This is a genomic window from Pseudomonas sp. NFX15 (assembly GCF_049132105.1).
In the GTDB taxonomy this organism is placed as follows: domain Bacteria; phylum Pseudomonadota; class Gammaproteobacteria; order Pseudomonadales; family Pseudomonadaceae; genus Aquipseudomonas.
Genome location: NZ_JAFMPV010000034.1, coordinates 1 through 25,957 on the forward strand (window position 1 = coordinate 1; position 25,957 = coordinate 25,957).

A 25,957-nucleotide genomic window follows, 5' to 3' on the forward strand; every position below is an offset into this window, starting at 1 on the left:
TGGAACCACCTGATCCCATCCCGAACTCAGCAGTGAAACGATGCATCGCCGATGGTAGTGTGGGGTTTCCCCATGTGAGAGTAGGTCATCGTCAAGATTAAATTCCGAAACCCCAATTGCGAAAGCAATTGGGGTTTTGTCGTTTCAGGGGTACTGAAAAGCCCGAATACGTCAGCGGAATGGGGGTAGGGGATTTGTAATCAGATTTCTCGCGAGTCACGGACGGCAAGCGAGGAGCTTGCCATGGTGTATTACTTCGACGTATTCCTGGCTTTTACTTCAGGACTGTCCAGGTAGCGGGTAATGACCTCGACCCCTCGATTGAGGTGATGTTCGAGCAGCTTAACGGAGCGTTCGACGTCCCGTTCTTCGGCGGCCCGCAATAATTCGCGGTGGTCTTCCTGGGACAGTTTGCCCAAGCCCATGGCTTCCAGGTTGAAACGCAGGAAGCGCTCTTCTTCGTTCAAGCCGTCCTCAACCAGTTTCAACAACCGGCGATTGGGCGCCCGGCTGTACAGCGCCATGTGGAACAGGCGGTTGAGCCGGCCGATTTCGCTGTAATCGCTTTGCTTTTCCAGTTCGTCGATGTAACGGGCGGCCTGTTCGATGTCTTCGCCCAGCAGCAGGGGTATCGAAAGACGCAGGGCTTCGGATTCGAGCAGGATGCGCAACGCGTAGGTTTCCACGGCGTCGCCCTGGACCAGTGGCGCAACCAAGGCGCCTTTGTGGGCTGTGACGCTGAGCAGCGATTGTGCTTCGAGTTGTCGCAAGGCTTCGCGCACGGGCATGCGGCTGACGCCGAACAGGTCGGCGAGGTCTTGCTGGCGCAGGGCTGCGCCGCAGGGAATGCGCCCGTCGAGGATGGCCGCGCGCAGTGTTTCTTCGATCACCGAGCGTGCCAGATGGGCGGGAATTGGCCCATTGACCTGGATACTGCTGAGAGGGTTGGGCTTTTGTGTCACTAAACGCACCCTGAATGATAAAAAATTTGGATCCAAATGACACTAGTGACTGCCAGACGGCTTGTCAAACCAGCGGACGAGTGCCTATCCAGTAGTTTAGCCCGCCACCAATGATCTCATCGTGCCATTGTTTTTTTCTGGTCCAACCCTCACCATTCGGACAACTCCCTCCTGCCTCTCCAGGATGCCTCGCATTGGCGGCAAGTTTAACGATCCCGCGGATTTTACGCCTGTTGTTCAGTGCCCTGTTGCTGGCTGGCGTGATGGCCGGCAGCTTGAGTGCCGATTGGGATTTTTCCCTCATCAGCCGGCGGGCGCAGGCATTGTACGGACCTTTGGGAGAGGGTCAGCAACGCATTAACGATTGGCAATTTTTGTTGACCAGCCAGAAGCCGATCGGCGAGCTGGAACAACTCAACGTGGTCAATCGTTTCTTCAATAAACAGCTTCGATACGTCGAAGACATCGATCTGTGGCATGAAGTCGACTACTGGGAAACGCCAATCGAAGCCCTCTGGAAGGGTGCCGGTGACTGTGAAGACTACGCTATTGCGAAGTACTTCAGCTTGCGTCATCTCGGCGTGGCCAGCGAGAAGCTACGCATCACTTACGTCAAGGCACTGACTCAGAACCGGGCGCATATGGTGCTGACCTATTACTCGAGTCCGGAAGCCGAGCCACTGGTGCTCGACAGTCTGATTGACGCAATCAGGCCGGCCAGCCAACGAAAGGATTTGCTGCCGGTCTACTCTTTCAATGCAGAAGGGATGTGGTTGCCGGGTGCCAATGGCAACAAGAAGGTCGGCGATACCAAACGCCTGTCACGCTGGCAGGATGTGTTGAAGAAAATGCAGGCCGAAGGTTTCCCGGTCGAGACGACTAACTAGGAGCACACGCTCAGATGTCTTTGTTCAAACAGCTGTTGATTGCTATCTGTCTGTTCCTGGTGGTCGCCTTCACCGGCAGCTTCATGGTCAGCCTGGAGAGCTCGCGTACCCAGTACGTCAACCAGTTGCGCTCCCACGCCCAGGACGCTGCGACGGCGCTGGCGCTGTCCCTGACCCCGAATATCGACGACCCGGCGATGGTCGAGTTGCTGGTCAGCTCGATTTTCGACAGCGGTTACTACGCGAGCATCCGTGTAGTCGACCTGAAGACTGACCAGACCCTGGTTGAGCGCACGGGCATTCCGGCGGTGAACAACGTTCCCGATTGGTTCGTCAAACTCATCGGCCTGGAGCCTGCTGGCGGCGATGCGATCGTCAGCCGTGGCTGGGAGCAGGCGGCCCGGGTCGAGGTGGTCAGCCACCCGATGTTCGCGCTGGCCAAGCTATGGCAAAGCGCGCTGGGCAGCCTGGGCTGGTTGCTGCTGTGTGGCGCGGTCAGTGCGGTGCTTGGCGCGCTGTTGCTGCGTCAGCAACTGCGACCGCTGGACTACATGGTCAAGCAATCCCACGCCATTGCCCGCCGGGAATTCCTCAGCCTGCCGGAACTGCCGCGCACCCCCGAACTTCGCCGCGTCGTGCAGGCGATGAACCAGATGGTCGAGAAGCTCAAGGCGCTGTTCCAAGAGCAGGCCGAGCGCAGTGAAAAATTGCGGGTCGAGTCCTATCAGGATTCACTGACCGGGTTGGCCAATCGGCGTTATTTCGAGATGCAGCTCAATGCGCGGGTGAGCAATCCGGAGCAGGCCAGCTCCGGTTATCTGCTGCTGTTGAGGGTCAAGGACCTGGCCGGGCTCAACCAGCGTCTTGGCGGTCAGCGCACCGATGAAGTGCTCAAGGCCGTGGGCGAGCAACTGTCCCGCGAGTGCGCCAAGTATCCGGAAACCCAGAATCTGGTGACCCGCATTCGTGGCGGCGAATTCGCCGTATTGGCGCCGGGGCTGGTGCGCGAAGAAGCGCTGCAACTGGCGCAGAACCTCGACAGCGCCTTGGCCAGTCTGCACGCCACGGGTGCCACTGACGTGGCCGCTGTGGCGTCGATTGGTCTGGCGCCTTTTGCCCATGGCGACTCACCACAGTCCGTGCTCAGCCTCGGCGATCAGGCGCTCGCGCAGGCCGAAAGCCAAGGCGAGCAGAACTGGGCCTGTCTCGAGCACAGCCTCTCGGCCAGTGTCGGCGACGATCACCATGCCTGGCATCGCATGCTCGATCAGGCGCTGACACAGCGGCGTTTCGAGCTGTATTTCCAACCGGTCGTGGCCGCCCAGGACACGCAACTGGTGCTGCATTACAAAGTACTGTCGCGACTGCTCGACGAACAGGGCAAGACCATTCCCGCCGGGCGGTTCCTGCCCTGGTTGGAACGCTTTGGCTGGACGGCGCGTCTGGATCGGCTGATGCTCGAACAGGTGTTGGAGCAAATGGGCGGGCATGAAGAGTCGCTGGCATTGAATCTGTCGTCGGCTACCCTGGCCGATGCGCAGGCACAGAACAAAATCTTTGAGATTTTGCGTGCGCATTCCGACCTCGGCCCGCGCCTGACCCTGGAGATCGGCGAAGAGCAACTGCCTGACCAAGCGGTGCTTGAGCAGTTGACCCGGCGTCTGCGCGAACTCGGGTTCTCCCTGAGCCTGCAACGTTTCGGTGGCCGCTTCAGCATGATCGGCAACCTGGCACGGCTTGGGCTGGCCTACTTGAAGATCGATGGCAGTTACATTCGCTCGATCGATCTGGAGAGTGACAAGCGCCTGTTCATCGAAGCAATCCAGCGCGCGGCGCACAGCATTGATTTGCCGCTGATTGCCGAGCGGGTCGAGACGCAAGGCGAGTTGTCGGTGATTCGCGAGATGGGGCTGTACGGGGTACAGGGCCAGTTGTTTGGTGAGCCCAAGCCTTGGCAGTAACGCTTTAGTGTTGCGTTGTCAGTGAAACCGTCTTCGCGGGCAAGTTCCCACAGGACTCTGGGTGGACACGGGATGGGGATAGGGCACGGATTCACTGTAGGAGCTGGCTTGCCAGCGAAGACGGCCTGCAAGCCAACAAAGATGTTGCATGTACCGGCCCCTTCGCGGGCAAGCCCGCTCCTACAGTGTTCAGATCAACCCGGTTTCATCATCATCGATCAACTGGCTCAAGCCACCCAAGGCTTCACGGGCCTGGTTACGGTCCATGAGCTTGGCCTGGGCCGCTGTCGGCAGGTCAGTCACGCGGATCACGCCTTTTTGGGTCAACACCTGAATCAAGTCATCGAGTACCCGGATCATTTCCAGGTCACTTTGCTTGAGTTGTTTGAGGCTATTCTCCACCGCCGCGTTGGCAAACCAGGCCTGGATCTCATGGTTGTCGGCCGGTAGCGTTTCCGTGGCCTCGGCATAGGCGGCGGGTTCCACGCGAACCAACAGGCCTTGCGCATCGCGTTGCACGTAAAACATTGAGCATCCCTCGGAATTGAACCAGCGTCATGCTGACAACAGCATAGGTCAACGGCACGCCAGTATGTGGCGCGGCGACGAAATCGTCACCGGGCAGTGGGCGCAAACGTGACGGCCGCTCCATAAGGGGCGGCCGTTTTTTTCCGTCAGCTGTTGTTGTGATCGATTTTGATGGTCGGGTCGCTACCGGCAATCAGGTTGTGCAGGTTGGCGCTCGACCAGTTATTGCCTTCCAGCTTGATCGTCACGTCCGGCGTCGCGGCTGCGGCGTTGCCCGAGTTGAATTGGCCGGTCGAGCTGACTTGCAACGACGACACGCCATCGACCGTGGTGATCTTCAGGAAGTTGTCGATGGTGCTGCCGCTTTCACCCTGCAACAGATCGCGCAGGTCGATGCGGTCGCCTTCGCTGGCCTTGAAGTCCTTGATCACGTCGCTGCCGGTATCGCCTGCTTTCCAGACGAAGGTATCGCCACCGGAACCACCGATCAGGATGTCGTTTCCCTGGCCGCCGATCAGCGTGTCGTTGCCGGTGCCGCCGAGCAGGATGTCATTGCCCTTACCGCCGTCGAGGCTGTCATTGCCACCCGAGCCGAACAGGATGTCATTGCCTGCGCCACCCAGCAGGCTGTCATCGCCGTCATGGGCACCGGACACATCGAACGCGGTGTAGTGCTCGGTGATGTATTGGTGCACATTGCTGGTGGTGACTTTGCTGACGTCCACGCCGGTTTGCTGCGCCACGAAGGCTTGCATGGCCTGGTAACCCTCGCCGGCAATGCCGTTGAAGCTCACCAGGTCGCCGAAGAGGATGTCGTTGCCGTCGCCACCGCTGACGGTGTCGTTGCCCGGCATCGTCGCTTCGGTGTGGCCGATGATCGAGTTGGCCAGGTCCTTCGGATCGATGTTGGTTTGTGGCGACTTGTCCGAGTCGTAGGGCTTCAGGTCGCTGAGCGTGACGTCTTTGTTCAGGCCAATAGCCTCGACATTCGACAGGTTGCTCAGCAGGGTGAAGCTGCTGCCGGAGTTGCTGGTGGTCGTCGAATCAGTGCTGTTACCGCTGCCGGCCAGGTTCGACAGCTCATAGGTACCGTCCCCCTGGGCATGAATGGTGCCCAGATTGTCGCTGCTCCAGTAGTTGCCAAACCAGGAAGATTTGTACGTCTGCAGTGTGACCGAGCCGTCGCTGTCGATGGACAGTTTGTGAGTGCTGTCCAACGTGGCGTTGTAGGTTTGCCCCAGTTTGTAATTGTTGGTGGTGATGACGTCGTCGAGCTTCACGCCGCCGAACAAAGTCGGGTTGGTCTGCTCACCGCTCTGGTAGTAGGTCGGTTTGCCGTCGGTGATGAAGTACGTGAGGTTCTTCGCCCCTGTGTTAGCCAGGGCGTCAGCGCTCTGGAACCAGTTGGCCGTGGTTTTGAACACGTCCTCGTAGTTGGTGCCGCCACCGGAAGCCATCGAGTCGAGCACCGCTTTGAGCAGGATCAAGGCATTCGGATCGTTCAGGTTGACCGACACCGACTTGTTGACCTGGTTATCGAAGTCCGCGAGGAAGATGTTAACGGTCCCAGAATTGCTGCCCATGCTCTGCTTGAGGGTATTGAATACTGTCGTCAGCGAGTCCTTGGCCGCACTGATCGACGAACTGCTCATGCTGCCGGAGCTGTCGACCATGAACGCGATGTTGTAGTTGGTGCCCGGCACCACGGTCAGGCCACCGATGTCGGCGACGATGATGTCGTTGCCGGCGGTGCCGACGACCGTGTCATTGCCTGCGGTGGCAGTGATTGAGTTGTAGCCTGCCGAGTTGATCGTGATCGGAATCTGGGTCGTGCTGGTGGCCGAATCACCTTGGCTCTCGGTCGAGATCGCCGTCACTGTCAGCGTGTTGGTGCCGGTTGCGTACGGTGCCGGGGTGTAGCTCAACTTGCTCACGTCCCACCCGCTGAGGTTGGCGACGCCGTTACCGACTGTGCCGGTAAAGGTATGCGTGCCATCGGTCAGGGTCGCACCCACCGGAATGCCGCCAATCGAGGTGATGCTCTGGGTTTCCGAGCCATCGGTGTCCACCGACGTGACCTTCAAGCCCAACGCGATGCTGCTGTTCTCGGCCACCTGAGTCGTGGTGGCGGACACGATCGGTGCATCCGCGACGGCGGTCACACTGATATCCAGCGTGGTGCTCGAACCGGTATTGGTGGTGTAAGTCACCGTCGGAACCTTGCCGCTCCAGTTGTCGGCAGGAGTAAAGCTGTAGTCACCGTTGGCGCCCAGCGTCAGCTTGCCGACGTTGGCGAGGCTGGCAGTGATACCGGCGTTGTACTCGATGCCATTGATGGTGAACTTGGTCACGCTGAGAACGTTATCCACATCGCGATCGTTGGTCAGCACGTTACCGGTGGCTATCTTGTCCTCGAGAGTGATTTTGCTGTCAGCGGCCAGCACACTCGGGTCATCGACCGGCGTGACACTGATGTTCAGGGTCGAGGTGTCGTTAGGTCCCAAACCGTCCGTGACGGTGTAGGTGACGGTCGGCACCGTGCCGTTGTAGTTGTTGGCCGGGTTAAAGGTGTAGGCGCCATTGGCGGCGATCACCAGGGTGCCGACGTTGGTGATGGTCGCTGTGCTGCCGGCCTGGTACTGGGTGCCGTTAACCGTGAAGTTGACCACGCTGACCGGGCCATCGACGCTGCTCGTACCGGTGAGGACGCTGCCGGTGAGGGCGGTGTCTTCCAGGGTCGATACCGTTTCGCTGGCGTCGGTGAAATTGTCGTTAACCGGCGATACGTTGATGGTCAGGGTCGAGGTGTCGTTTGGTCCCGAACCGTCGGTGACGGTGTAGGTGACCGTCGGTACGGTGCCGTAGTAGTTGGCGGCCGGGGTGAAGGTGTAGGCGCCGTTTGCTGCGATCACCAGAGTGCCGACGTTGGTGATGGTTGCAGTCTGGCCGGCAGTGAACATGCCGCTCACGCCCTCAATGCTGAAGCTGACCACACTGACCGGACCGTCAACGCTGCTCGTACCGGTGAGGACGCTGCCGATGAGGGCAGAGTCTTCCGGGGTGGAGACCGTTTCGCTGGCATCGGTGAAGTTGTCGTTAACCGGCGTCACGCTGATGTTCAGCGTCGAGGTGTCGTTCGGGCCCGAACCGTCGGTGACGGTGTAAGTCACTGTCGGCACGGTGCCGTTGTAGTTGGCGGCCGGGGTGAAGGTGTAAGCGCCGTTGGCGCCGATCACCAGGGTGCCGACGTTGGCGATGGTCGCGGTCTGGCCGGCGTTGAACGTGCCGGTCACACCCTCGATGCTGAAGCTGATCACGCTGACCGGGCCATCAACGCTCGAGGTGCCAGTAAGGACGCTGCCGGTGAGGGCGGTGTCTTCCAGGGTCGATACCGTTTCGCTGGCGTCGGTGAAATTGTCGTTAACCGGCGTTACGTTGATGGTCAGGGTCGAGGTGTCGTTTGGTCCCGAACCGTCGGTGACGGTGTAGGTGACCGTCGGCACGGTGCCGTTGTAGTTGGCGGCCGGGGTGAAGGTGTAGGCGCCGTTGGCGCCGATCACCAGGGTGCCGACGTTGGCGATGGTTGCGGTCTGGCCGGCAGTGAACATGCCGCTCACGCCCTCAATGCTGAAGCTGACCACACTGACCGGACCGTCGACGCTCGAGGTGCCGGTCAGGACGCTGCCGGTTAAGACGGTGTCTTCCGCGGTGGTCACGTTTTCGCTGAGGTCGGTGAAGTTGTCGTTAACCGGTGTGACGCTGATGTTCAGGGTCGAGGTGTCGTTCGGTCCCGAACCGTCGGTGACGGTGTAGGTGACCGTTGGCACCGTGCCGTTGTAGTTAGCAGCTGGAGTGAAGGTGTAGGCGCCGTTGGCGCCGATCACCAGGCTGCCGACGTTGGCGATGGTTGCAGTCTGGCCGGCATTGAACGTGCCGGTCACACCCGCGATGCTGAAGCTGATCACGCTGACCGGGCCATCAACGCTCGAAGTGCCAGTAAGGACGCTGCCGGTGAGGGCGGTGTCTTCCAGGGTCGATACCGTTTCGCTGGCGTCGGTGAAGTTGTCGTTCTCCGGCGTCACGCTGACGTTCAGCGTACTGCTCGAGCCGGTGTTGGTGGTGTAGGTCACCTGTGGAACGTTGCCATTCCAGTCGGCAGCCGGCTTGAAGGTGTAGTCGCCATTGCTGGCAATGATCAGCGTACCGACACCACTGATGGTTGCGGTCTGGCCTGCCGTGAAACTGCCGCTGATCCCGTTCACGCTGAACGTTGCAACGCTCAGGACATTATCGACATCGTGGTCGTTGGTCAGCACGTTGCCGACGGCGTTGTGGTCTTCTTCGACGGTGATCCGGTCCGCCTGCAGCACGCTGGCGTCATCGACGGGAGCAACGTGCACCACCAGTGGCAGCGAAGTGCTCGCGCTTGGGGCATCGCCGTCTTTGGCGGTGGCCGTAACGGTCAGGGGAATGTCGCCATTGAAGTTCGTCGGCGGTGTCAGTTTGAGCGTGGCCAGGTTCCAACCCGTAATGTCCACTGACGTCGAGCCGTCGGCAGCATTGAAGGTATGGCTGCCATCGGTGAGTGTGGCACCCGCCGGCAAGCCGCTCAGCGTGAGCGTGAGCGTTTCTGAACCATCGACGTCATTGGTATGGGCCTGGATGGTGGATAACAGGATCGCATTATCTTCGAGGCCCGAGTTGAGCACCTGAGTGACATTGATGTTGTCCAGCACGCCGCCCAGGCTGTTGCTGTCCCCGGCGCGGAACTCGAGTCTCTGGTTGCCATCGGCAGTGACCGGAACGTCGAAGCTGTAGTGCTGCATGCCAGTGGTCGCGGTGTTCAGCGTGCCAATGAGCTTGCCGCCCCAGTACAGGTTGATCAGCGAATTATCGATGCCGGCACGCGGCGCATAGTCGAACGACACGTTATAGGTGGTGCCGGACTTCGCATTGATCGTGGTGTAGAGGTTGGCCGCATCCCCGGTATTACGCTCAAGCTCGATGACCTGGTTATCGCCGCCGGCACCGTAGGTGCTGGCCTTGCCGATTTCGACCATGCCACCTGTGTTGTCCGTGTGCCAGACGCCATTGCCGAGCTTGCTGACGTCGACGTCGCCATACGAACCCACAGCGACTTCCTGCAAGTCGGTCGCGGCAACCGTGCCGCCACCGGTCAGCGACAGGCTCGGGGTATCGGTTACTGGTGCGACGACGATGGTGCCGGTCGCCGACGACGCGGAAGACATGCCCCCGTTGTCGGTCGCGCTGTAGGTGAAGTGAGTGGTACCGCTCCAGTCGCCGGTGGGTTTGAAGTAAACCGTTGCGCCGTTGGCGGTAACGGTGATCGCGCTGCTGGTGCTCAACGCAATGGTTCCGGCCGCATCTGCGTAAAAACTGCCATTGGCCGGCAGGCTGGTCAGGGTGAAGTGGTTGACGCTGCCGTCAATATCACCGCCGCCGAGCTGTACGGCGATCAAATGATCTTCATCGCCTCTGGCCGAGGTGGCGTTAACGGTCGGAGCGTCGTTGACCGGGTTGACCGTAATGTCCAGCGTGCTGGTGGAGTGGGTGTTGGTGGTGTAGCTGATCTGCGCAACGTTGCCGTTCCAGTTTGCCGCCGGGGTGAAGCTGTAATCGCCGTTGGTGGCGATCGTCACAGTACCGACGCCAGCGATCGTCGCGACTTGGCCCGCGGTAAAGGAACCTGGGACGCCTTGTACGCTGAATGTCGCGACACTCAGAACGTTATCGACATCGCTGTCATTGCCAAGCACGTTGCCGGTTGCAACGTGGTCTTCATCGACCGTCTTGGTATCCGCGACCAGGACGCTCGGGTCATCGACCGGGGTGACGCTGATGTTCAGCGTCGAGGTGACATTGCTGCCGGAACCGTCAGTGACGGTATAGGTGACGGTCGGCACGGTGCCGTTGTAGTTGGTGTCCGGGGTGAAGGTGTAGGCGCCGTTGGTGCCGATGACCAGGGTGCCGACGTTGGCGATGGTTGCTGTCTGGCCAGCGGTGAAGGAGCCGGTCACACCGTCAATGCTGAAGCTCACCACACTGACCGGACCGTCGACGCTTGAGGTGCCGGTGAGGACGCTGCCGCTCACGGCGGTGTCTTCGGCGGTGCTCACACTTTCACTGAGGTCGGTGAAGGTGTCGTCGACCGGCGTCACGCTGATGTTCAGCGTCGAGGTGACGTCGCTGCCCGAGCCGTCGGTGACGGTGTAGGTCACGGTCGGCACGGCACCGTTGTAGTTGGCATCCGGCGTGAAGGTGTAGGCGCCGTTGGTACCGATCACCAGAGTGCCGACGTTGGCGATGGTTGCTGTCTGGCCAGCGGTGAAGGAGCCGGTCACACCGTCAATGCTGAAGCTGACCACACTGACGGGACCGTCGACGCTTGAGGTCCCGGTCAGGACGCTGCCGGTTAAGACGGTGTCTTCCGCGGTGGTCACGTTTTCGCTGAGGTCGGTGAAGCTGTCATCGACCGGCGTCACGCTGATGTTCAGCGTCGAAGTAACGTCGCTGCCCGAGCCGTCGGTGACGGTATAACTGATCGTCGGCACGGAGCCGTTGTAATTGGCGTCGGGGGTAAAGGTGTAAGCGCCGTTGGCGCCGATCACCAAGGTACCGACGTTGGCGATGGTCGCTGTTTGGCCGGCGGTGAACGAGCCAGTCACACCATCGATGCTGAAACTGACCACGCTGACCGGACCGTCGACGCTCGAGGTACCGGTGAGGACGCTGCCGCTGATGGCGGTGTCTTCCGCGGTGGTCACGTTTTCGCTGAGGTCGGTGAAGCTATCGTCGACCGGCGTCACGCTGATGTTCAGCGTCGAAGTGACGTCGCTGCCCGAGCCGTCGGTGACGGTATAACTGATCGTCGGCACGGAGCCGTTATAGTTGGCGTCCGGCGTGAAGGTGTAGGCGCCATTGGTACCGATCACCAGGGTGCCGACGTTGGCGATGGTTGCGGTCTGGCCAGCAGTGAACGAGCCAGTTACACCGTCAATGCTGAAGCTGACCACACTGACCGGCCCATCGACGCTCGAGGTGCCCGTCAACACGCTGCCAGTCACCGGAGCGTCTTCCAGCGTAGAGACCGTTTCACTGGCATCGATAAAGCTGTCGTCGACCGGGGTGACGCTGATATTCAACGTCGAAGTGACGTCGCTGCCCGAGCCGTCGGTCACGGTGTAGGTCACGGTCGGTACTGCACCGTTGTAATTGGCGTCGGGGGTAAAGGTGTACGCACCGTTGGTGCCGATGACCAGGGTACCGACATTGGCGATGGTCGCCGTGCTGCCCGCCTGGTATTGAGTGCCGTCCACCGTGAAATTAACCACACTGACCGGACCGTCGACGCTTGAGGTCCCGGTGAGGACGCTGCCGCTCACGGCGGTGTCTTCCGCAGTGGTCACGTTTTCGCTGAGGTCGATGAAGCTATCGTCGACCGGCGTCACGCTGATGTTCAGGGTCGAAGTGACGTCGCTGCCCGAGCCGTCAGTGACGGTGTAGGTCACGGTCGGCACGGCGCCGTTGTAGTTGGCATCCGGCGTGAAGGTGTAGGCGCCGTTGGTGCCGATGACCAGGGTACCGACATTGGCGATGGTTGCGGTCTGGCCAGCGTTGAATGTGCCAGTCACGCCGTCGATGCTGAAACTGACCACACTGACCGGACCGTCGACGCTCGAGGTGCCCGTCAACACGCTGCCAGTCACTGGGGCGTCTTCCAGCGTAGAGACCGTTTCACTGGCATCGGTAAAGCTGTCATCGACTGGAGTGACGCTGATGTTCAGCGTCGAAGTGACGTCGCTGCCCGAGCCGTCGGTCACGGTGTAGGTCACGGTCGGTACTGCACCGTTGTAATTGGCGTCTGGCGTGAAGGTGTAGGCGCCGTTGGCGCCGATCACCAGGGTGCCGACATTGGCGATGGTCGCTGTCTGGCCAGCAGTGAACGAGCCAGTTACACCATCGATTCTGAAGCTGACCACACTGACCGGACCGTCGACGCTTGAGGTCCCGGTGAGGACGCTGCCGCTCACGGCGGTGTCTTCCGCGGTGGTCACGTTTTCGCTGAGGTCGATGAAGCTATCGTCGACCGGCGTCACGCTGATGTTCAGCGTCGAAGTGACGTCGCTGCCGGAACCGTCGGTGACGGTGTAGGTCACGGTCGGTACTGCACCGTTGTAATTGGCGTCCGGCGTGAAGGTGTACGCGCCGTTGGTGCCGATGACCAGGGTACCGACGTTGGCGATGGTTGCGGTGCTGCCGGCCTGATACTGGGTGCCGTCCACCATGAAGTTGACCACGCTGACCGGACCGTCGACGCTCGAGGTACCGATGAGGACGCTGCCGCTCACGGCGGTGTCTTCAGCGGTGCTCACACTTTCACTGAGGTCGGTAAAGCTGTCGTCAACCGGCGTAACGCTGATGTTCAAGGTCGAGGAGGAGCCATCAGTCACGGTGTAGGTGACGGTCGGCACTGCACCGTTGTAGTTGGCATCCGGGGTAAAGGTGTAAGCGCCGTTAGCGCTGATCACCAGGGTGCCGACATTGGCAATGGTCGCAGTCTGGCCGGCGGTGAAGGTGCCGTTGACGCCGTCAATGGTGAACGTCACCACGTTCAGCGCGTTGTCGATGTCGCTGTCATTGCTCAGCACATTGCCGGTCGCAGTGCTGTCTTCAGCAATGGTTTGCGTGTCGGCAGTCAAAACGCTCGGATCATCGACCGCCGTTACGGTGAGATCCAGGGTGCTGCTGGCGCCAGTGTTGGTGGTGTAGGTAATTTGCGGTACAGCACCGTTGTAATTGGCGTCTGGCGTAAAGGTGTAGTTGCCATTGGCACCGATGGTCAGCGAACCGACGCCGACGATGGTCGCTGTCTGGCCTGCGGTGAAACTGCCGGCTACGCCGGCGATGGTGAAGCCGGTGACGCTGAGCAGCGTGTCGGCATCGCTATCGTTGTTCAGGACATTGCCCGTGGCGACGGTGTCTTCGGTCAGCGTGGCCGTATCCGCGGCCAGGACGCTCGTAGCGTTGACGTTCGTGGTGTTCTGGTTTCCAGTCTGGAACGTAGCGGGGGCAGCAGTGGAACCCGGACCGTTGGTTGGAAAGCCGATGGTCGGGTCAACGCGACCGGCCGTGGCGTCGAGCATCACGAAACTGTGACCGCCCCCGGCAGCACCGCCCGTACCGGCGGCAGCCGGGCCGGCAGCGGTGGCTTCAAGGTCTTTGGTCGGGTCGGCGCCGGCGGCAATGGCTTGCTGCAGCTCTTCAACGGACGGCGCGGCCTGCGCGGTGGCGGCTGCCAGGTCAGTGCTGGTGTCCGGAGCATCCGCGCTCCACTGGGTGTCACGGCCCAGATCGACGGTGCGGCCATCGGCCAGTTCCAGGGACACGGCACCGGAAAGGCCAGTGTCGACCTGATCGCCGGCAAACAGCTTGTCGCCTTCAACGAGTACGCGGCGGACGCCCTCTGGGGACACCACGAAAACCTGACCGACAATGCTTTTGACGATGGCCACAACACTGCTCATTGAAGACTCTCCGGGGTGTCACGTTCATTTGACTTCCATAGACCTGATGGCGTTTGCGCCGACCAGCTGGACGTACATTGCAAAATAGATGCGCAAATTTGACGCGTCGAATCGTCAATATTTTGGCTAGAATTTTTCGCTATTAACTTTATGCCAAACTATTGACCTTCTGGGGGCCATCCTAAACAATCGTCCCAGTAATGTCACATTGATATTTGCGCTGTGACCTGTCCTCGGCATGTGATCCCGTTGCGCTTTTTTAACTTTCCGACATGCGGTCAATTCGCTTGCCATCTTTCGACGCGGCGCGCTGTTCAGCCGTGATTCAAGACAAGAAGTTCTGGGAAATTCCTACAATGCGTTCGCCTTTGTTCATGGCTCTACCTTTCGCCCTCGCCGCGTCTTTCGTCCAGGCGCAATCCTTACCAGAAGCCATGCAACAAGCGCTGGATGTCCATCCGGAAGTCCAGGCAGGCGTTAACAGTCGATTAGCTGCCGATTATCAGTTAAAGGCTGCCAAAGGTGGATACCTGCCCAAGGTCGACCTGCTCGGTGGTTATGGTCGTGAAGGCACCGACAGCGTGACGACACGCGAGGGCGGCAACAATCACTGGGAAACCCTGAACCGTGGTGAATCGAGTGTGCGCCTGACGCAAATGGTCTTTGACGGTTTTGCGACGTCCAGCGAAGTCGGGCGTCAACAAGCCACCGTCAACTCCCGCGCCTATTCGCTGCTCAGCACCTCCGAGCGCACCGGGCTGACCGTGGCTCAGGTGTATCTCGACGTGCTGACCCGTCGCGAATTCGTGCGCTTGGCCGAGGAAAATCTCAAGAGCCACCAACGCATCTACGACCAGATCCAGTTGCGCACCCAGCGCGGCGTCGGCAGCGGCGCCGACCTCGATCAGGCGGAAGCGCGGATGGCCCAGGCGCGCAACAACCTGATCACCGAGCAGACCAACCTGGCCGACGCCGAAACCAACTACCTCTCCGCAGTTGGCCAGATGCCCGATCAATTGGAGCGTCCGCCAAGCTTCCTGGCGATGCTGCCCGCCAGCCTTAATGAAGCCCGTGCGCAGATGCTGGAGAACAGCCCGATCCTGCGCTCGGCCGAATCCGATATCGCCGCTGCCGAGAAACAGTACGATACCGCCAAGTCGACGTTCTACCCACGCTTCGATGCCGAGTTGGGCCGCACCGCCGACAACGACATCGATGGCCAGAACGGTCACAACAATGAATGGCAAGCCATGCTGCGCATGCGCTTCAACCTGTATTCGGGCGGCAGCAACAAGGCCGACCTGGAATCCAAGTCTTACCTGTCGAACCAGGCGCTGGACATCCGCAACAACGCCCTGCGTCAATTGAATGAAGAGCTGGGCCTGGCCTGGAACGCCCTCAACAACGCCAACGCGCAGGTGCCAATCGCCCAGCAATACGTCGATCACAGCGCCGCCGTGCGTACCGCTTACCAGCGCCAGTTCACCCTCGGCGAGCGTTCCCTGCTCGATCTGCTCGACAGTGAAAACGAGCTGTTCACCTCTTCGCGCCGTCTGGTGGAGATCAAGAACATTCAGTTATTTACTCAGTACCGAATCAAGGCGACCATGGGCGAGTTGCTCAGGAGCCAGGGAGTGGTCGCACCTTTGGCATCCGTTGTGCAAAACGACGTGAAGCCCAAGGTCCAATTGCCCGGTATGAATTGAGCAGGACCTTCGTTGTTCAATTGTTAGCCAAGAGTGCCGAGCGTGGAATCAGAAGTCAGTCGGGTTCATCTCATTCATGATCCGCGCGCGTTGCATGACGATCCGCTGCTGGATGGTCTGCTCGCTCTTTGCATGCTGCACCAGAAGCCCGCCAGCGCGGCCATGCTCACCACCGGCCTGCCGTTGCCGGAGCAGCGCCTGAGTGTCGAGTTGCTGCCCCGTGCGGCCGCTCGCGCCGGGCTACAAGGCCGGGTGCTGCAACGCAAGCTGGAGGATATTCCGGCGATTGCGATGCCGGCATTGCTGTTGCTCAAGGACGGTCGCAGTGCCGTCCTGCTCGGCTGGCAAGGTGAGGACCAGGTACGGGTGCTGCTCAGCGAAAGCGATGGTGGCGAGTCCCTGGTCAGCCGCGAGCTGCTGGCCGACGACTACACCGGCAAGGTCTTTTTCGCCCAGCCGCAGCATAAGTTCGACGTCAATCACGGCACGCTGATACCGCGTGCGCGTTCGTGGTTTCGCGACACCCTCAAGCGTTCGCGCTGGTTGTACGCCGATGCCATCGCCGCCAGTTTCCTGATCAACATCATCGCCATGGCTGCGCCGTTATTCGTGATGAACGTCTACGACCGCGTCGTGCCGAACCAGGCTGAAGCGACGCTGTGGGTGCTGGCACTCGGCATCACGGGCGCCTACCTCTTCGACCTGATCCTGAAAAGCCTGCGCAGCCTGTGTCTGGATCTGGCCGGCAAGAAAACCGACCTGATCATCTCGGCTACGCTGTTCGAGCGCATTGTCGGCATGTCCATGAAATACCGGCCCGCGCGGGTCGGCAGCTTTGCCCAGAACATCCACGAGTTTCAGAGCCTGCGCGACTTCCTCGCCTCGCTGACCCTCACCAGCCTGATCGACCTGCCGTTCACCATCCTGATTTTCATCGTCATCGCGATCCTCGGCGGGCACCTGGTCTGGATTCCGGTGCTGGCCTTCCCGATTGCCCTGGCTATCGGCTATGCCTTGCAGAAACCCTTGGTGGCAACCATGGAGCGGACCATGGCGCTGGGGGCCGAGCGCCAGTCGAGCCTGATCGAAACCCTGGCCGGCCTCGATGCGGTGAAGGTCAACAACGCCGAAAGCGAGCGCCAGTATCAGTGGGAGCAGACCATCGGCACCCTCAGTCGCCTTGAGCTGCGGGTGAAAATGCTCTCCGGTCTGGCGATGAACATCACCTTGCTGATCCAGCAACTGGCCGGGGTGATCATGATCGTCTTCGGCGTCTACCAGATCATCGACGGCCACCTGAGCATGGGCGGCCTGATTGCCTGCTACATGCTCAGTGGCCGTGCGCTCAGCCCGCTGGCGTCGCTGTCCGGGTTGCTGACCCGTTACCAGCAGGCGCGGGTGACCATGACCTCGGTCGATCAGATGATGGAGCTGCCGCAGGAGCGCAATTTCGAAGAGCGCCCGCTCAGCCGCAAAGTGCTGCAGGGCGCCATTGAATGCCGCCAGCTCAACTTCACCTACCCCGGGCAACAGAACCTGGCGTTGCAGAACATCAACCTGACGATTCGTCCCGGCGAGAAAATCGGCATCATTGGCCGAAGCGGCTCGGGCAAGAGCTCGCTGGCGAAACTGCTGGTGGGCCTGTATCAGCCGGATGACGGCGCGTTGCTGGTCGATGGCGTGGATATTCGCCAGATCGACGTCAGCGAGTTGCGCTACAACATCGGCTACGTGCCCCAGGACATTCAGTTGCTCGCCGGCACCCTGCGCGACAACTTGGTGTCCGGTGCACGGTACGTCGAAGACGAGCTGGTGCTGCAAGCCGCCGAACTGGCCGGCGTCCACGAATATGCGCGCCTGCACCCGCAGGGCTACGAACTGCAAGTCGGCGAGCGCGGGCAGAACCTCTCCGGTGGTCAACGGCAAAACGTCGCCCTGGCTCGTGCACTGCTGCTCAACCCGCCCATCCTGTTGCTCGACGAACCGACCAGCGCCATGGACAACACCGGCGAAGAACGCCTCAAGCAGCGCCTGGCCGCGGTGGTCGAGAACAAGACCGTGGTGCTGGTGACGCACCGGGCATCGCTGTTGTCGCTGGTGGATCGGCTGATTGTGATCGACCGCGGGCAAATACTCGCCGACGGCCCGAAAGCCGCGGTGATGGAAGCGTTGAAGAAGGGGCAGATCAGTGTTGCTTAAGTCGGGTAAGGATTCGATCCGTCGCTACTTCAAAGGCTCTGCTTCGCTCGAGGGTCAGCCGCTGCCGGAGGTCAACAAGGCCCTGATCGAGGATGCGCCGCGGGTAGTACGGCTGACGATCTGGGCAATCATCGCGTTTTTTGTGTTCCTGATGTCCTGGGCCAATTTCGCTGTCATCGACGAAGTCACCAAGGGCGATGGTAAAGCGATTCCCTCGTCGAAGATTCAGAAAATCCAGAACCTTGAAGGGGGTATCGTCTCTGAAATGTTCGTCAAGGAAGGCCAGATTGTCGAGGCCGGCGCGCCGCTGATCCGCCTGGACGACACCCGATTTGCGTCGAACGTCGGTGAAACCGAGGCCGATCGGATGTCGATGGTGCTGCGGGTGGAGCGCCTGAGCGCCGAGGTCGATGACCGCCCGCTGAACTTCCCCGAGGATGTGCTCAAGGCCGTGCCGGGTCAGGCCAAGAGCGAAGAGTCGTTGTATATCAGCCGCCGCCAGCAACTGCACGACGAGATTGGTGGTTTGCAGGAGCAGTTGATCCAGCGCCAGCAAGAGCTGCGCGAATTCACCTCGAAACAGGCGCAGTATCGCCAGCAGTTGGGCTTCCAGCGCCAGGAAATCAGCATGTCGGAGCCGTTGGTGGCCCAGGGTGCGGTATCGCCGGTGGAAGTCCTGCGCCTCAAGCGTGCCGAAGCCGAGACCCGTGGCCAGCTCGATGCCACCACGCTGGCGATTCCGCGAGCTGAGTCGGCGATCAAGGAAGTGCAACGCAAGATCGACGAGACTCGCGGCAAGTTCCGCAGCGAAGCCCTGACCCAGCTCAACGAAGCGCGCACCGACCTGAACAAGGCTCAGGCCACCGGCAAGGCCCTGGAAGACCGGGTCAGCCGTACGCTGGTGACGTCGCCGGTACGCGGGATCGTCAACAAGTTGCTGGTCAATACCATCGGCGGGGTTATCCAGCCGGGCAGCGACCTGGTGGAAATCGTGCCGCTGGACGACACTTTGCTGGTCGAGGCTAAGATCCGCCCGCAGGACATCGCGTTCCTGCATCCGGGGCAGGAAGCGACGGTGAAATTCACCGCCTATGACTACACCATCTACGGTGGGTTGAAGGCCAAGCTGGAACAGATCGGCGCCGACACCATCACCGACGATGACAAGAAGACCACTTACTACATCATCAAGCTGCGCACCGACCGTAGCCACTTGGGCACCGACGAAAAGCCGTTGCTGATCATTCCGGGGATGGTGGCTTCGGTGGACATCATCACGGGCAAGAAGACCGTGCTCAGCTATTTGCTCAAGCCGATTATCAGGGCGCGGGCCGAGGCGTTGCACGAGCGCTAGAAACTCCTCGAGGCTGATTGCCTCTTCGCGAGCAGGCTCGCTCCTACAGTGGAACGGTGTTGAAACGCGATTTTTGCGTTTCCCATTCCCCCGTAGGAGTGAGCCTGCTCGCGATCGCGTCCGCCAAAACCCCACACCACTGTCAGAAAGTGACAAATAACGTCAGGCCCTCGGTTCCGAAATCCTCATCGTTTCCAACATCGTCGAGGACGGCCAGAACATCGGCCTGGGTTTCAGCCTGATCGCCAGCAGCCTGGTTGCGCCGACCATGGCCCACGCCGAAGGTGAAATCCGCATCGCCGAACAGTTCGGCATCGTCTACCTGCTGCTCAACGTGGTGCGCGATCAGAACCTGATCGAAAAGTACGGCAAGCAGGAAGGCATCGACATCAAGGTCGACTGGACCCAGCTCTCGGGCGGTGCGGCGGTCAAGGATGCGCTGCTGTCCGGCTCGATCGATATTGCCGGTGCCGGTGTCGGTCCGCTGCTGACGATCTGGGACCGCACCCACGGCAAGCAGAACGTCAAGGCCGTGGCTTCCTTGGGCAACTTTCCCTACTACCTGGTGAGCAATAACCCGAAGGTAAAGACCATCGCCGACTTCACCGGGAAGGACCGAATTGCGGTACCTGCGGTGGGCGTGTCGGTGCAGTCGCGCTTCCTGCAATACGCGGCGGCCAAACAGTGGGGTGACAAGGACTTCAATCGCCTCGACAAGTACACCATCGCCGTTCCTCACCCTGCCACGGCGGCGTTGATCGCTGGCGGCACCGAGTTGACCGGGCACTTTTCCAACCCGCCATTCCAGGATCAGACGCTGGAAAACCCCAATGTGCACGTAGTGCTCAACACCTATGAGCCATTTATCATCCCCGCGTGAAGCGTTCGAAACGGTTTTACAGCCGCTGACCCGCGTGCCGCTGGAACGTGAATTACCCCTTGGCCAACGCCTGTGGCAACAGGGTTGGCTGCGTAAAAGCCTGATCCTGATGCTGCTCGCCGTGCTGTGGGAAGCTTTTTGCAAACCGCTCACGCGCTGTACGACGGCCTGCTCAGTGTTCAACCCGTTGCCAGCGATTGCGCTGTTGCCACTGGCGTTGCTCTGGTTCGGTTTGGGGCAGAACAGCCTGCGTTTCGTACTGTTCATCCTGATTCCGGCGGCACTGCCGTCAATCCTCGCCGGGCTGAAAATTGACTGGGCGTTTGCCTGGCGGACGCTGATTGCTGCTGAGTTGGTGTTTGGCGACCAGCGGCAAGGGCGGGTTGGGCTGGTACATCTTTCAGAATCGCAATGAGCTGTACACGGACAAGGTGTTTGCCGGGTTGGCGGTGGTGATTCTGATTGGGTTGCTGGTGGAGAATCTGGTGTTTGATTCGTTGGAGCGGGTGACGGTCAGGCGGTGGGGGATGGTACGGTAGGGGCCGTGAACTCCCCTACATTGAAGCGATTTGACAACGATAAACGTAGGTCATCAAAGGTTCCTTATTTCTTGCGCACCCCCATAGCATCTTCGTAACTGGGCGGTGCTGGTGCTAATTGAGCCTGGTAAATGGGGAGCGATGCTTCCATTTTCACGATTTGAGGGGCTGCTGGTTTCGAGTCGGAGGTTGACTGGGATGGCGCTGGTGGCGGTTCATGACTGGTGGTGTTACCGGATTGGCGAGGAGCGTTCGATGTGGGTCTCGTGGTAGGTCGGCTTGGCACAGTGGATGCTAAGTGATAGGTCGGGGTGGAATGATTATACGGTGTGGTACGCCCGATTCCCTCGTTAGGAGGATACAGGCCCTTGGGTTTGACTCTCGGTGCTTTCACTAAAACTTCTCCAGCGATATTGCTCATCGCCGCCAGATCCACGTGTTCAACACTCATTCTCCTGCCTGTACTTACCGTTGCCTGGAGTGCCCGCGTGCGATTTGGCCCGGTGACATCGCTGCCGCCAAAAATGAATTTGAATACGTTTCCAGCCAGTTTCTTAAACCAGGGTTCTACCCATGGAACATGCCCCGTCGGATCCACCCGATTCACCGGATCCCCCACGCAATACATATACGCATTCAACCCACCCCCACCAAACGGACTCCAGCTGTCCGGACTGTGAAAGCGCATCAATCGCGGGTTGTAGGCGCGATAGCCGTTACCCAGTAAATACCAACCGATATCCGCCTCACGCATCTGGCCATTGAACCCCAGTCGTGTCTCGACTTTCTGCTGCGCGGACTGCTCGCCGTAGGCTGAGTAGGCGATGGTTTTGGTCTGGCCATCGACGATTTCGCCAATGATGGATTGGTTGCGGTCAGCCGCCAGTAGTACTACCCGCGGTTTGCTGCGGCGGATGGGTACATCGGGTTTGGCTTGGCTCATACCGGGCGCTTCGTGGAAGTGGACAGGCCTTGAGTTTTACTCGCTTGAGCCAGGCTTGAGAACTATCAGAACTGATAGTGGTTTGAGAGGGTTCTATGTTGAACACAAAGTCTATGTCCGCCGAAGATCCACTGTGGGAGCGGGCTTGCCCGCGAATGGGCCGGTACAGTCAAAGCATCATTCGGAGGATGTTTGCTAGCATTGCATCTGGCTCAACAACAATACGTCGAGGGCGCGGTGGATTTCGTCACCGTCCTCACCGTGCAAGGCGCGTTGCTGGCGACGCAGGAGCAGTGGGTCGACAGTTCGACCGGCGTGTCGCTGGCGGCCGTCGGGTTGTACAAGGCGTTGGGGGGCGGGTGGCAGTCGGTGTATCCACTGGCGCAGACGGCGCAGCGTTGAAGTAGCCACCGCCGACCATCGCTCCGTTGACGAGCCAGCATCGACGTTGCTCGGCTGGAAGCGCTAAAGTGAAGCGCACACAATCCGGCTGTTCACTGAACGTTGCAAGGGGAAGCAATGGAGGCGCGCAGAGAAACGCCGATAGGCGACATTCAGGGGCCGCACGCCAATCCCGGTTTTGCCAGGGGGGCGCAACCGCTGGTCCGCTGGGCGCGGGAGCACTGGCTGGTGCCGATTCTGGTATTGGCCGCGCTGGTGCGTTTTTACGACCTGACCGCTGCCGCGATTTGGGGCGACGAAGGTTCCAGCCTGTTGCTGGCCAATTATTCAATACCCGACATCTGGGTGCACGCTGCCTACGACGTACACCCGCCGTTGTACTTCATGCTGTTGCACGGCTGGATCGCGATGTTTGGCGACGGCATCTTCTCCATCCGCTGTCTGAGCGCCTTGCCCGGCATTGCCACGGTCGGGTTGGGTATGTGGCTGGTCGATCGGCTCGCCACCCGCCGCGCCGCGATATTGGCCGGCTTCCTCTTGGCGCTGCTGCCGACGGCCGTGCGCTATAGCCAGGAAGTGCGCATGTATTCGCTGCTGGGGCTGTGGCTGCTGGGGGCAACCCTGGCGCTCGTGTACTGGATCCGCAAGCCGCAGCGCCGGCGCTACCTGGTGATCTACGTCGTGCTGATGAGTGCGGCGTTCTACACGCATTACTTCACCGCCCTTTGCGTGATCTGCCATTGGTTGTACCTGGGGATCATCCGCTTCCAACCGGGTCATCGTCTGCGGCATATCCAGCGGGCAGACTGGTGGCTGGCCAACGTGGCGGTCGTGGCGTTGTATCTGCCGTGGTTGCCGGGGTTTGTTGACTTGCTAAGGCACGTGGATCAGCTCAAGGCCAATGGCGATGTCGGCTGGGAGTTGCCCGTCAGCCTGGAGTCCTTGCCGTCGATGATTTGGTCGTTGCTAACCCAGGACGACGGGGAAACCCTGCCCAAACTGTTATTCGTCGCCATGCCGCTGACCCTGCCGTTGCTGGCGTGGTGGGCGCTGAAACGCGATCGCAGTGTGTTTCGCGGCAGCGTATTGCTCACGGTCTACACCTTTGTCCCGATGCTGCTGGTGTTCGCGGTGTCGTTTATTTCTCCGATCTTCATCGAGCGTTATCTCACCGCCTATGCCCTGGGCCTGCCATTGCTGGCGGCGTTGGCGGTCGACCGCTTGTATAACGGCTCGCGAGTGCTGGCGGTGACGGTGCTGGTGCTATTTGTCGGCGTGGAGCTGTCAGGTTTGAAAAACAACGCGTCGGTGGACGTCCATGATCAGGTCAATGTCCTGGTGGAAGACGTCAACCAGCATTTTCAGCCGGGGGACCGGATCGTCACCAGCGACATGCTCTGGTACCTCAGCTACGTCTACTACAACCGCACCGAAACCCAGCCCCTGCTGTACACCCCGCCACGGGCCGATGGCAGCTCGAGCCGGCCGAACGACTATGGTTTCGGCACGTTGACGACGCCCGGGGTCTACCTCGATCATTTGAGCGATCTGCCCAAGGGCACGGGGCGAATCTGGCTGATCGGCACCGCCGATGTGCCGGATGAGTTTGCTCCGTTGCCAGCGCAATGGCATATCGGCCGGCAGATGAAGGCCGGTGGTGTGCTCGCCCGGTTGTACGTGGCCGGTATTAACGGGCAATGAAAGAGTGCGGCGTGGGCTTCAGGATTTCGCGGACAAGTCCGCCATGCCCTTGAGCAACTCGATCGGCAGGGGGAAGACGATGGTCGAGCTCTTGTCCCCGGCAATCGAGTTAAGGGTCTGCATGTAGCGCAACTGCATGGCCCCCGGTTGGCGGCCGAGCATTTCGGCGGCCTGCATGAGCTTTTCCGAGGCCTGTAGCTCACCTTCGGCGTGGATCACCTTGGCCCGCCGTTCCCGCTCGGCTTCGGCCTGCTTGGCGATGGCGCGGATCATCGACTCATTGAGATCCACGTGCTTGATCTCGACATTGGCAACCTTGATGCCCCAGGCGTCGGTCTGCGCATCGAGCACTTGCTGGATGTCGATGTTCAGCCGCTCCCGTTCGGCCAGCAGTTCGTCCAGTTCGTGCTTACCCAGCACCGCTCGCAACGTGGTTTGCGCCAACTGGCTGGTGGCGGCCAGGAAATCCTCGACCTGGATGATTGCACGCTGCGGATCGAGCACCCGGAAGTACAACACCGCATTGACCTTCACCGACACGTTGTCGCGGGTGATCACGTCTTGCGACGGAACGTCCAGCACCACGGTGCGCAAATCGACCCGAACCATTTGCTGGACCACCGGAATCAGCAGGATCAGGCCAGGCCCTTTGACCTGCCAGAAGCGCCCGAGCTGAAACACCACCCCGCGCTCATACTCGCGCAGGATGCGGAACGTCGACCCCGCCAAGGCAATCAGCAGCAACAGCAGCGCAACAAGACCCACTTGCACACCCATGATTATTCTCCACCGGGCGCCGCGTCAGCCGCGGCCACTTGCAGCAACAAGCCCTGACGCCCCACCACCCGCACCCGTTGTCCGGGTTGCAGCGGTGTCGCGCTGAGCACTTGCCATTGTTCTCCTTGCAGATGCACCCAGCCGCCACAGGCGTCGCCGGCTTGTAATGCGGTCACCGCCGTCACGCTGCCGAGCAGCCCGGCATCACCACTGACGTTGTGGCGTGGTCGGGTTTTCAGGGCGTGGATCACCAGGTAGACCAGCAGCAGTACGCTGACCAGTCCGAGGCCGATCATCAACGGCACCGGCACCTCGGTATTGCCGAGGATCACCGCGCCGATCACGAACATCACGATACCGCCCAAGCCGATCACGCCGTAGTTGGGCAGGGCCGCCTCGGCGATCAGGAATGCGATGCCGAAGGTGATCAGCCAGATTCCCATGGGGTTCGGCACCAGCAGCACAACCGTGTCGGCGGCGCTCGCCGATCCGCTCAATGCCAACAGCAACGCAATGGCACAGCAACACCTGTTCACTTGACCCTCCGCGAGTGTCGGGGACTGGTTCTGAATACAGTTTAGTTGAGCGTGGGCCTGGATGAATTTTGCTCAGCCTGGGCGGGCGCCCGATGGGCGGATTTCCCGCCGGGGCGCGTTGGCGGGCCTAGACTTTTACTACGCAAGCAATGCGTTAATCATCGTCGCCAGCGCTCAGGGCGAACACCGAGGTGCATCATGCGTATGGCAAGAACCGTGCAGCGAAGCCTGGAGAAGGCTCAATGCGAATACGACATCGTCAGCCACCCACACTCGGCCAGCAGCCTGGAAACGGCGCGGGTCGCCGGCATTCCTGCCGAACGGATGGCCAAATCGGTGATCCTTGACGATCATCACGGGCATTACCTGATGGCCGTGTTGCCCGCCAGTCGTCACCTTGATCTGAGCAAAGTCCGCAGCAGCGGCGAGTGGCAGGTTTCCCGCGAGAGCCACCTGGCGCACCTGTTCGACGATTGCGAACGCGGTGCTGTGCCGGCGCTGGGTGAATCCTATGGGTTGGAGGTGGTCATCGACCCACTGCTGACCCGGCAGAAAGACATCTATCTGGAGGCCGGCAACCACGTCAACCTGCTGCGCATGGACATGCCGCAGTTCCTGAAAATGCTGCCGCATGCCGAGGTGCGGGAGTTGAGTCATTGAGTTTGCGCTGTCTTCGCTGCCGTCATCGCGAGCAGGCTCGCTCCCATAGGGAGAATGAGTTTTCCTGTGGGAGCGAGCCTGCTCGCGAATAACCACGCAACGGTTCCTTAATTTGACATCAGGAGTTCACTATGGAAAACCCGACCCACAGCCTTCCCTCCCTGTTCAAGCAACTCGGCCTGGCGGACGACGCCGAAAGCATCGACAAATTCATCGCCACTCATTCACCGCTCAAGCCCGATCTGCATCTGGCGGACGCATTTTTCTGGAGCCCGTGCCAGGCGGATCTTTTGCGCGGCGAGATTCTTGATGACGCGGATTGGGCGGAGGTGGTGGATCAGCTGGATGTGCTGTTGAGGAAGGGGCGGGGGGTGTGA

Annotated in this window: 14 protein-coding genes, 1 rRNA gene and 3 pseudogenes; 12 read left to right on the forward strand and 6 right to left on the reverse strand. The window is 60.4% G+C overall.

All coding sequences use genetic code 11. From position 1 onward, the window contains the following. Positions 1-97 (forward strand): 5S ribosomal RNA (gene rrf / locus J1D76_RS24730); the annotation flags it as partial. Positions 98-251: 154 nt separating this feature from the next. Here rrf and J1D76_RS24735 read toward each other — a convergent pair. Continuing rightward, complete coding sequence (locus J1D76_RS24735) at positions 252-962, reverse strand: GntR family transcriptional regulator (protein ID WP_421140976.1); 711 nt, start codon at positions 960-962, stop codon at positions 252-254. A gap of 194 nt (positions 963-1,156) precedes the next feature. Here J1D76_RS24735 and lapG point away from each other — a divergent pair, with 194 nt between their 5' ends. Both lapG and lapD read left to right on the forward strand, forming a co-directional pair. Next, the gene (gene lapG / locus J1D76_RS24740; RefSeq protein ID WP_421140977.1) at positions 1,157-1,849 is read left to right on the forward strand and encodes a cysteine protease LapG; all 693 of its coding nucleotides are present in this window, start codon (positions 1,157-1,159) and stop codon (positions 1,847-1,849) included. A gap of 14 nt (positions 1,850-1,863) precedes the next feature. Then, entirely contained in the window at positions 1,864-3,810 is a 1,947-nt protein-coding gene (gene lapD, locus J1D76_RS24745) for a cyclic di-GMP receptor LapD (RefSeq protein ID WP_421140979.1), read from the forward strand. A gap of 189 nt (positions 3,811-3,999) precedes the next feature. Here lapD and J1D76_RS24750 read toward each other — a convergent pair whose 3' ends face one another. Further along, positions 4,000-4,338 (reverse strand): tryptophan synthase subunit beta, encoded by a 339-nt coding sequence (locus tag J1D76_RS24750; protein ID WP_421140981.1) that lies wholly within the window; start codon positions 4,336-4,338, stop codon positions 4,000-4,002. A gap of 146 nt (positions 4,339-4,484) precedes the next feature. Beyond that, on the reverse strand, positions 4,485-13,883 hold the full coding sequence (locus J1D76_RS24755; RefSeq protein WP_421140982.1) for a retention module-containing protein: 9,399 nt from the start codon (positions 13,881-13,883) through the stop codon (positions 4,485-4,487). 356 nt (positions 13,884-14,239) lie between these two features. Between J1D76_RS24755 and J1D76_RS24760 the strand changes: the two genes are divergently transcribed. The 5 genes and pseudogenes from J1D76_RS24760 (at position 14,240) to J1D76_RS24780 (ending at position 20,561) form a co-directional block, all read left to right on the forward strand. Further along, the gene (locus J1D76_RS24760) at positions 14,240-15,589 is read left to right on the forward strand and encodes a TolC family outer membrane protein (protein WP_421140983.1); all 1,350 of its coding nucleotides are present in this window, start codon (positions 14,240-14,242) and stop codon (positions 15,587-15,589) included. Positions 15,590-15,631: 42 nt separating this feature from the next. Beyond that, entirely contained in the window at positions 15,632-17,788 is a 2,157-nt protein-coding gene (locus tag J1D76_RS24765; protein ID WP_421140984.1) for a type I secretion system permease/ATPase, read from the forward strand. Further along, on the forward strand, positions 17,778-19,142 hold the full coding sequence (locus tag J1D76_RS24770) for an HlyD family type I secretion periplasmic adaptor subunit (protein WP_421140985.1): 1,365 nt from the start codon (positions 17,778-17,780) through the stop codon (positions 19,140-19,142). Before J1D76_RS24765 ends, J1D76_RS24770 begins: the two co-directional genes overlap by 11 nt. Positions 19,143-19,323: 181 nt before the next feature. Next, positions 19,324-20,001, forward strand: a pseudogene (locus J1D76_RS24775) (ABC transporter substrate-binding protein); the annotation flags it as partial. Beyond that, a pseudogene (locus tag J1D76_RS24780) lies at positions 19,997-20,561 on the forward strand (ABC transporter permease). The pseudogenes J1D76_RS24775 and J1D76_RS24780, both read left to right, overlap by 5 nt. 64 nt (positions 20,562-20,625) lie before the next feature. Here J1D76_RS24780 and J1D76_RS24785 read toward each other — a convergent pair. Then, a complete protein-coding gene (locus J1D76_RS24785) occupies positions 20,626-21,504 on the reverse strand; it encodes an RHS repeat-associated core domain-containing protein (protein WP_421140986.1) in 879 nt (292 codons plus the stop codon). Positions 21,505-21,699: 195 nt separating this feature from the next. Here J1D76_RS24785 and J1D76_RS24790 point away from each other — a divergent pair. Both J1D76_RS24790 and J1D76_RS24795 read left to right on the forward strand, forming a co-directional pair. Then, positions 21,700-21,906, forward strand: a pseudogene (locus tag J1D76_RS24790) (RND transporter); the annotation flags it as partial. Positions 21,907-22,023: 117 nt separating this feature from the next. Continuing rightward, the gene (locus J1D76_RS24795) at positions 22,024-23,607 is read left to right on the forward strand and encodes a glycosyltransferase family 39 protein (protein ID WP_421140987.1); all 1,584 of its coding nucleotides are present in this window, start codon (positions 22,024-22,026) and stop codon (positions 23,605-23,607) included. An 18-nt stretch (positions 23,608-23,625) separates the two neighbouring features. On the opposite strand, the gene J1D76_RS24800 is transcribed toward J1D76_RS24795, so the two are convergent. Next, the gene (locus tag J1D76_RS24800) at positions 23,626-24,384 is read right to left on the reverse strand and encodes a slipin family protein (RefSeq protein WP_421140988.1); all 759 of its coding nucleotides are present in this window, start codon (positions 24,382-24,384) and stop codon (positions 23,626-23,628) included. Positions 24,385-24,386: 2 nt separating this feature from the next. Then, positions 24,387-24,920, reverse strand: coding sequence for an NfeD family protein (locus J1D76_RS24805; RefSeq protein ID WP_421140989.1), 534 nt, complete (start codon positions 24,918-24,920; stop codon positions 24,387-24,389). A gap of 198 nt (positions 24,921-25,118) precedes the next feature. On the opposite strand from J1D76_RS24805, the gene J1D76_RS24810 reads away from it, so the two are divergent. Both J1D76_RS24810 and J1D76_RS24815 read left to right on the forward strand, forming a co-directional pair. Then, entirely contained in the window at positions 25,119-25,580 is a 462-nt protein-coding gene (locus J1D76_RS24810) for an aminoacyl-tRNA deacylase (protein ID WP_421140990.1), read from the forward strand. Positions 25,581-25,711: 131 nt separating this feature from the next. Beyond that, complete coding sequence (locus tag J1D76_RS24815) at positions 25,712-25,957, forward strand: DUF2789 domain-containing protein (RefSeq protein ID WP_421140991.1); 246 nt, start codon at positions 25,712-25,714, stop codon at positions 25,955-25,957.

What these genes read in the sequence shown, in the direction of transcription:
- J1D76_RS24750 (WP_421140981.1), bottom strand. Translation starts at nt 4,338, where the DNA reads ATGTTTTACGTGCAACGCGATGCGCAAGGCCTGTTGGTTCGCGTGGAA.
- J1D76_RS24785 (WP_421140986.1), bottom strand. Translation starts at nt 21,504, where the DNA reads ATGAGCCAAGCCAAACCCGATGTACCCATCCGCCGCAGCAAACCGCGG.
- J1D76_RS24755 (WP_421140982.1), bottom strand. Translation starts at nt 13,883, where the DNA reads ATGAGCAGTGTTGTGGCCATCGTCAAAAGCATTGTCGGTCAGGTTTTC.
- J1D76_RS24815 (WP_421140991.1), top strand. Translation starts at nt 25,712, where the DNA reads ATGGAAAACCCGACCCACAGCCTTCCCTCCCTGTTCAAGCAACTCGGC.
- lapD (WP_421140979.1), top strand. Translation starts at nt 1,864, where the DNA reads ATGTCTTTGTTCAAACAGCTGTTGATTGCTATCTGTCTGTTCCTGGTG.
- J1D76_RS24795 (WP_421140987.1), top strand. Translation starts at nt 22,024, where the DNA reads ATGGAGGCGCGCAGAGAAACGCCGATAGGCGACATTCAGGGGCCGCAC.
- J1D76_RS24800 (WP_421140988.1), bottom strand. Translation starts at nt 24,384, where the DNA reads ATGGGTGTGCAAGTGGGTCTTGTTGCGCTGCTGTTGCTGCTGATTGCC.
- J1D76_RS24760 (WP_421140983.1), top strand. Translation starts at nt 14,240, where the DNA reads ATGCGTTCGCCTTTGTTCATGGCTCTACCTTTCGCCCTCGCCGCGTCT.
- J1D76_RS24810 (WP_421140990.1), top strand. Translation starts at nt 25,119, where the DNA reads ATGCGTATGGCAAGAACCGTGCAGCGAAGCCTGGAGAAGGCTCAATGC.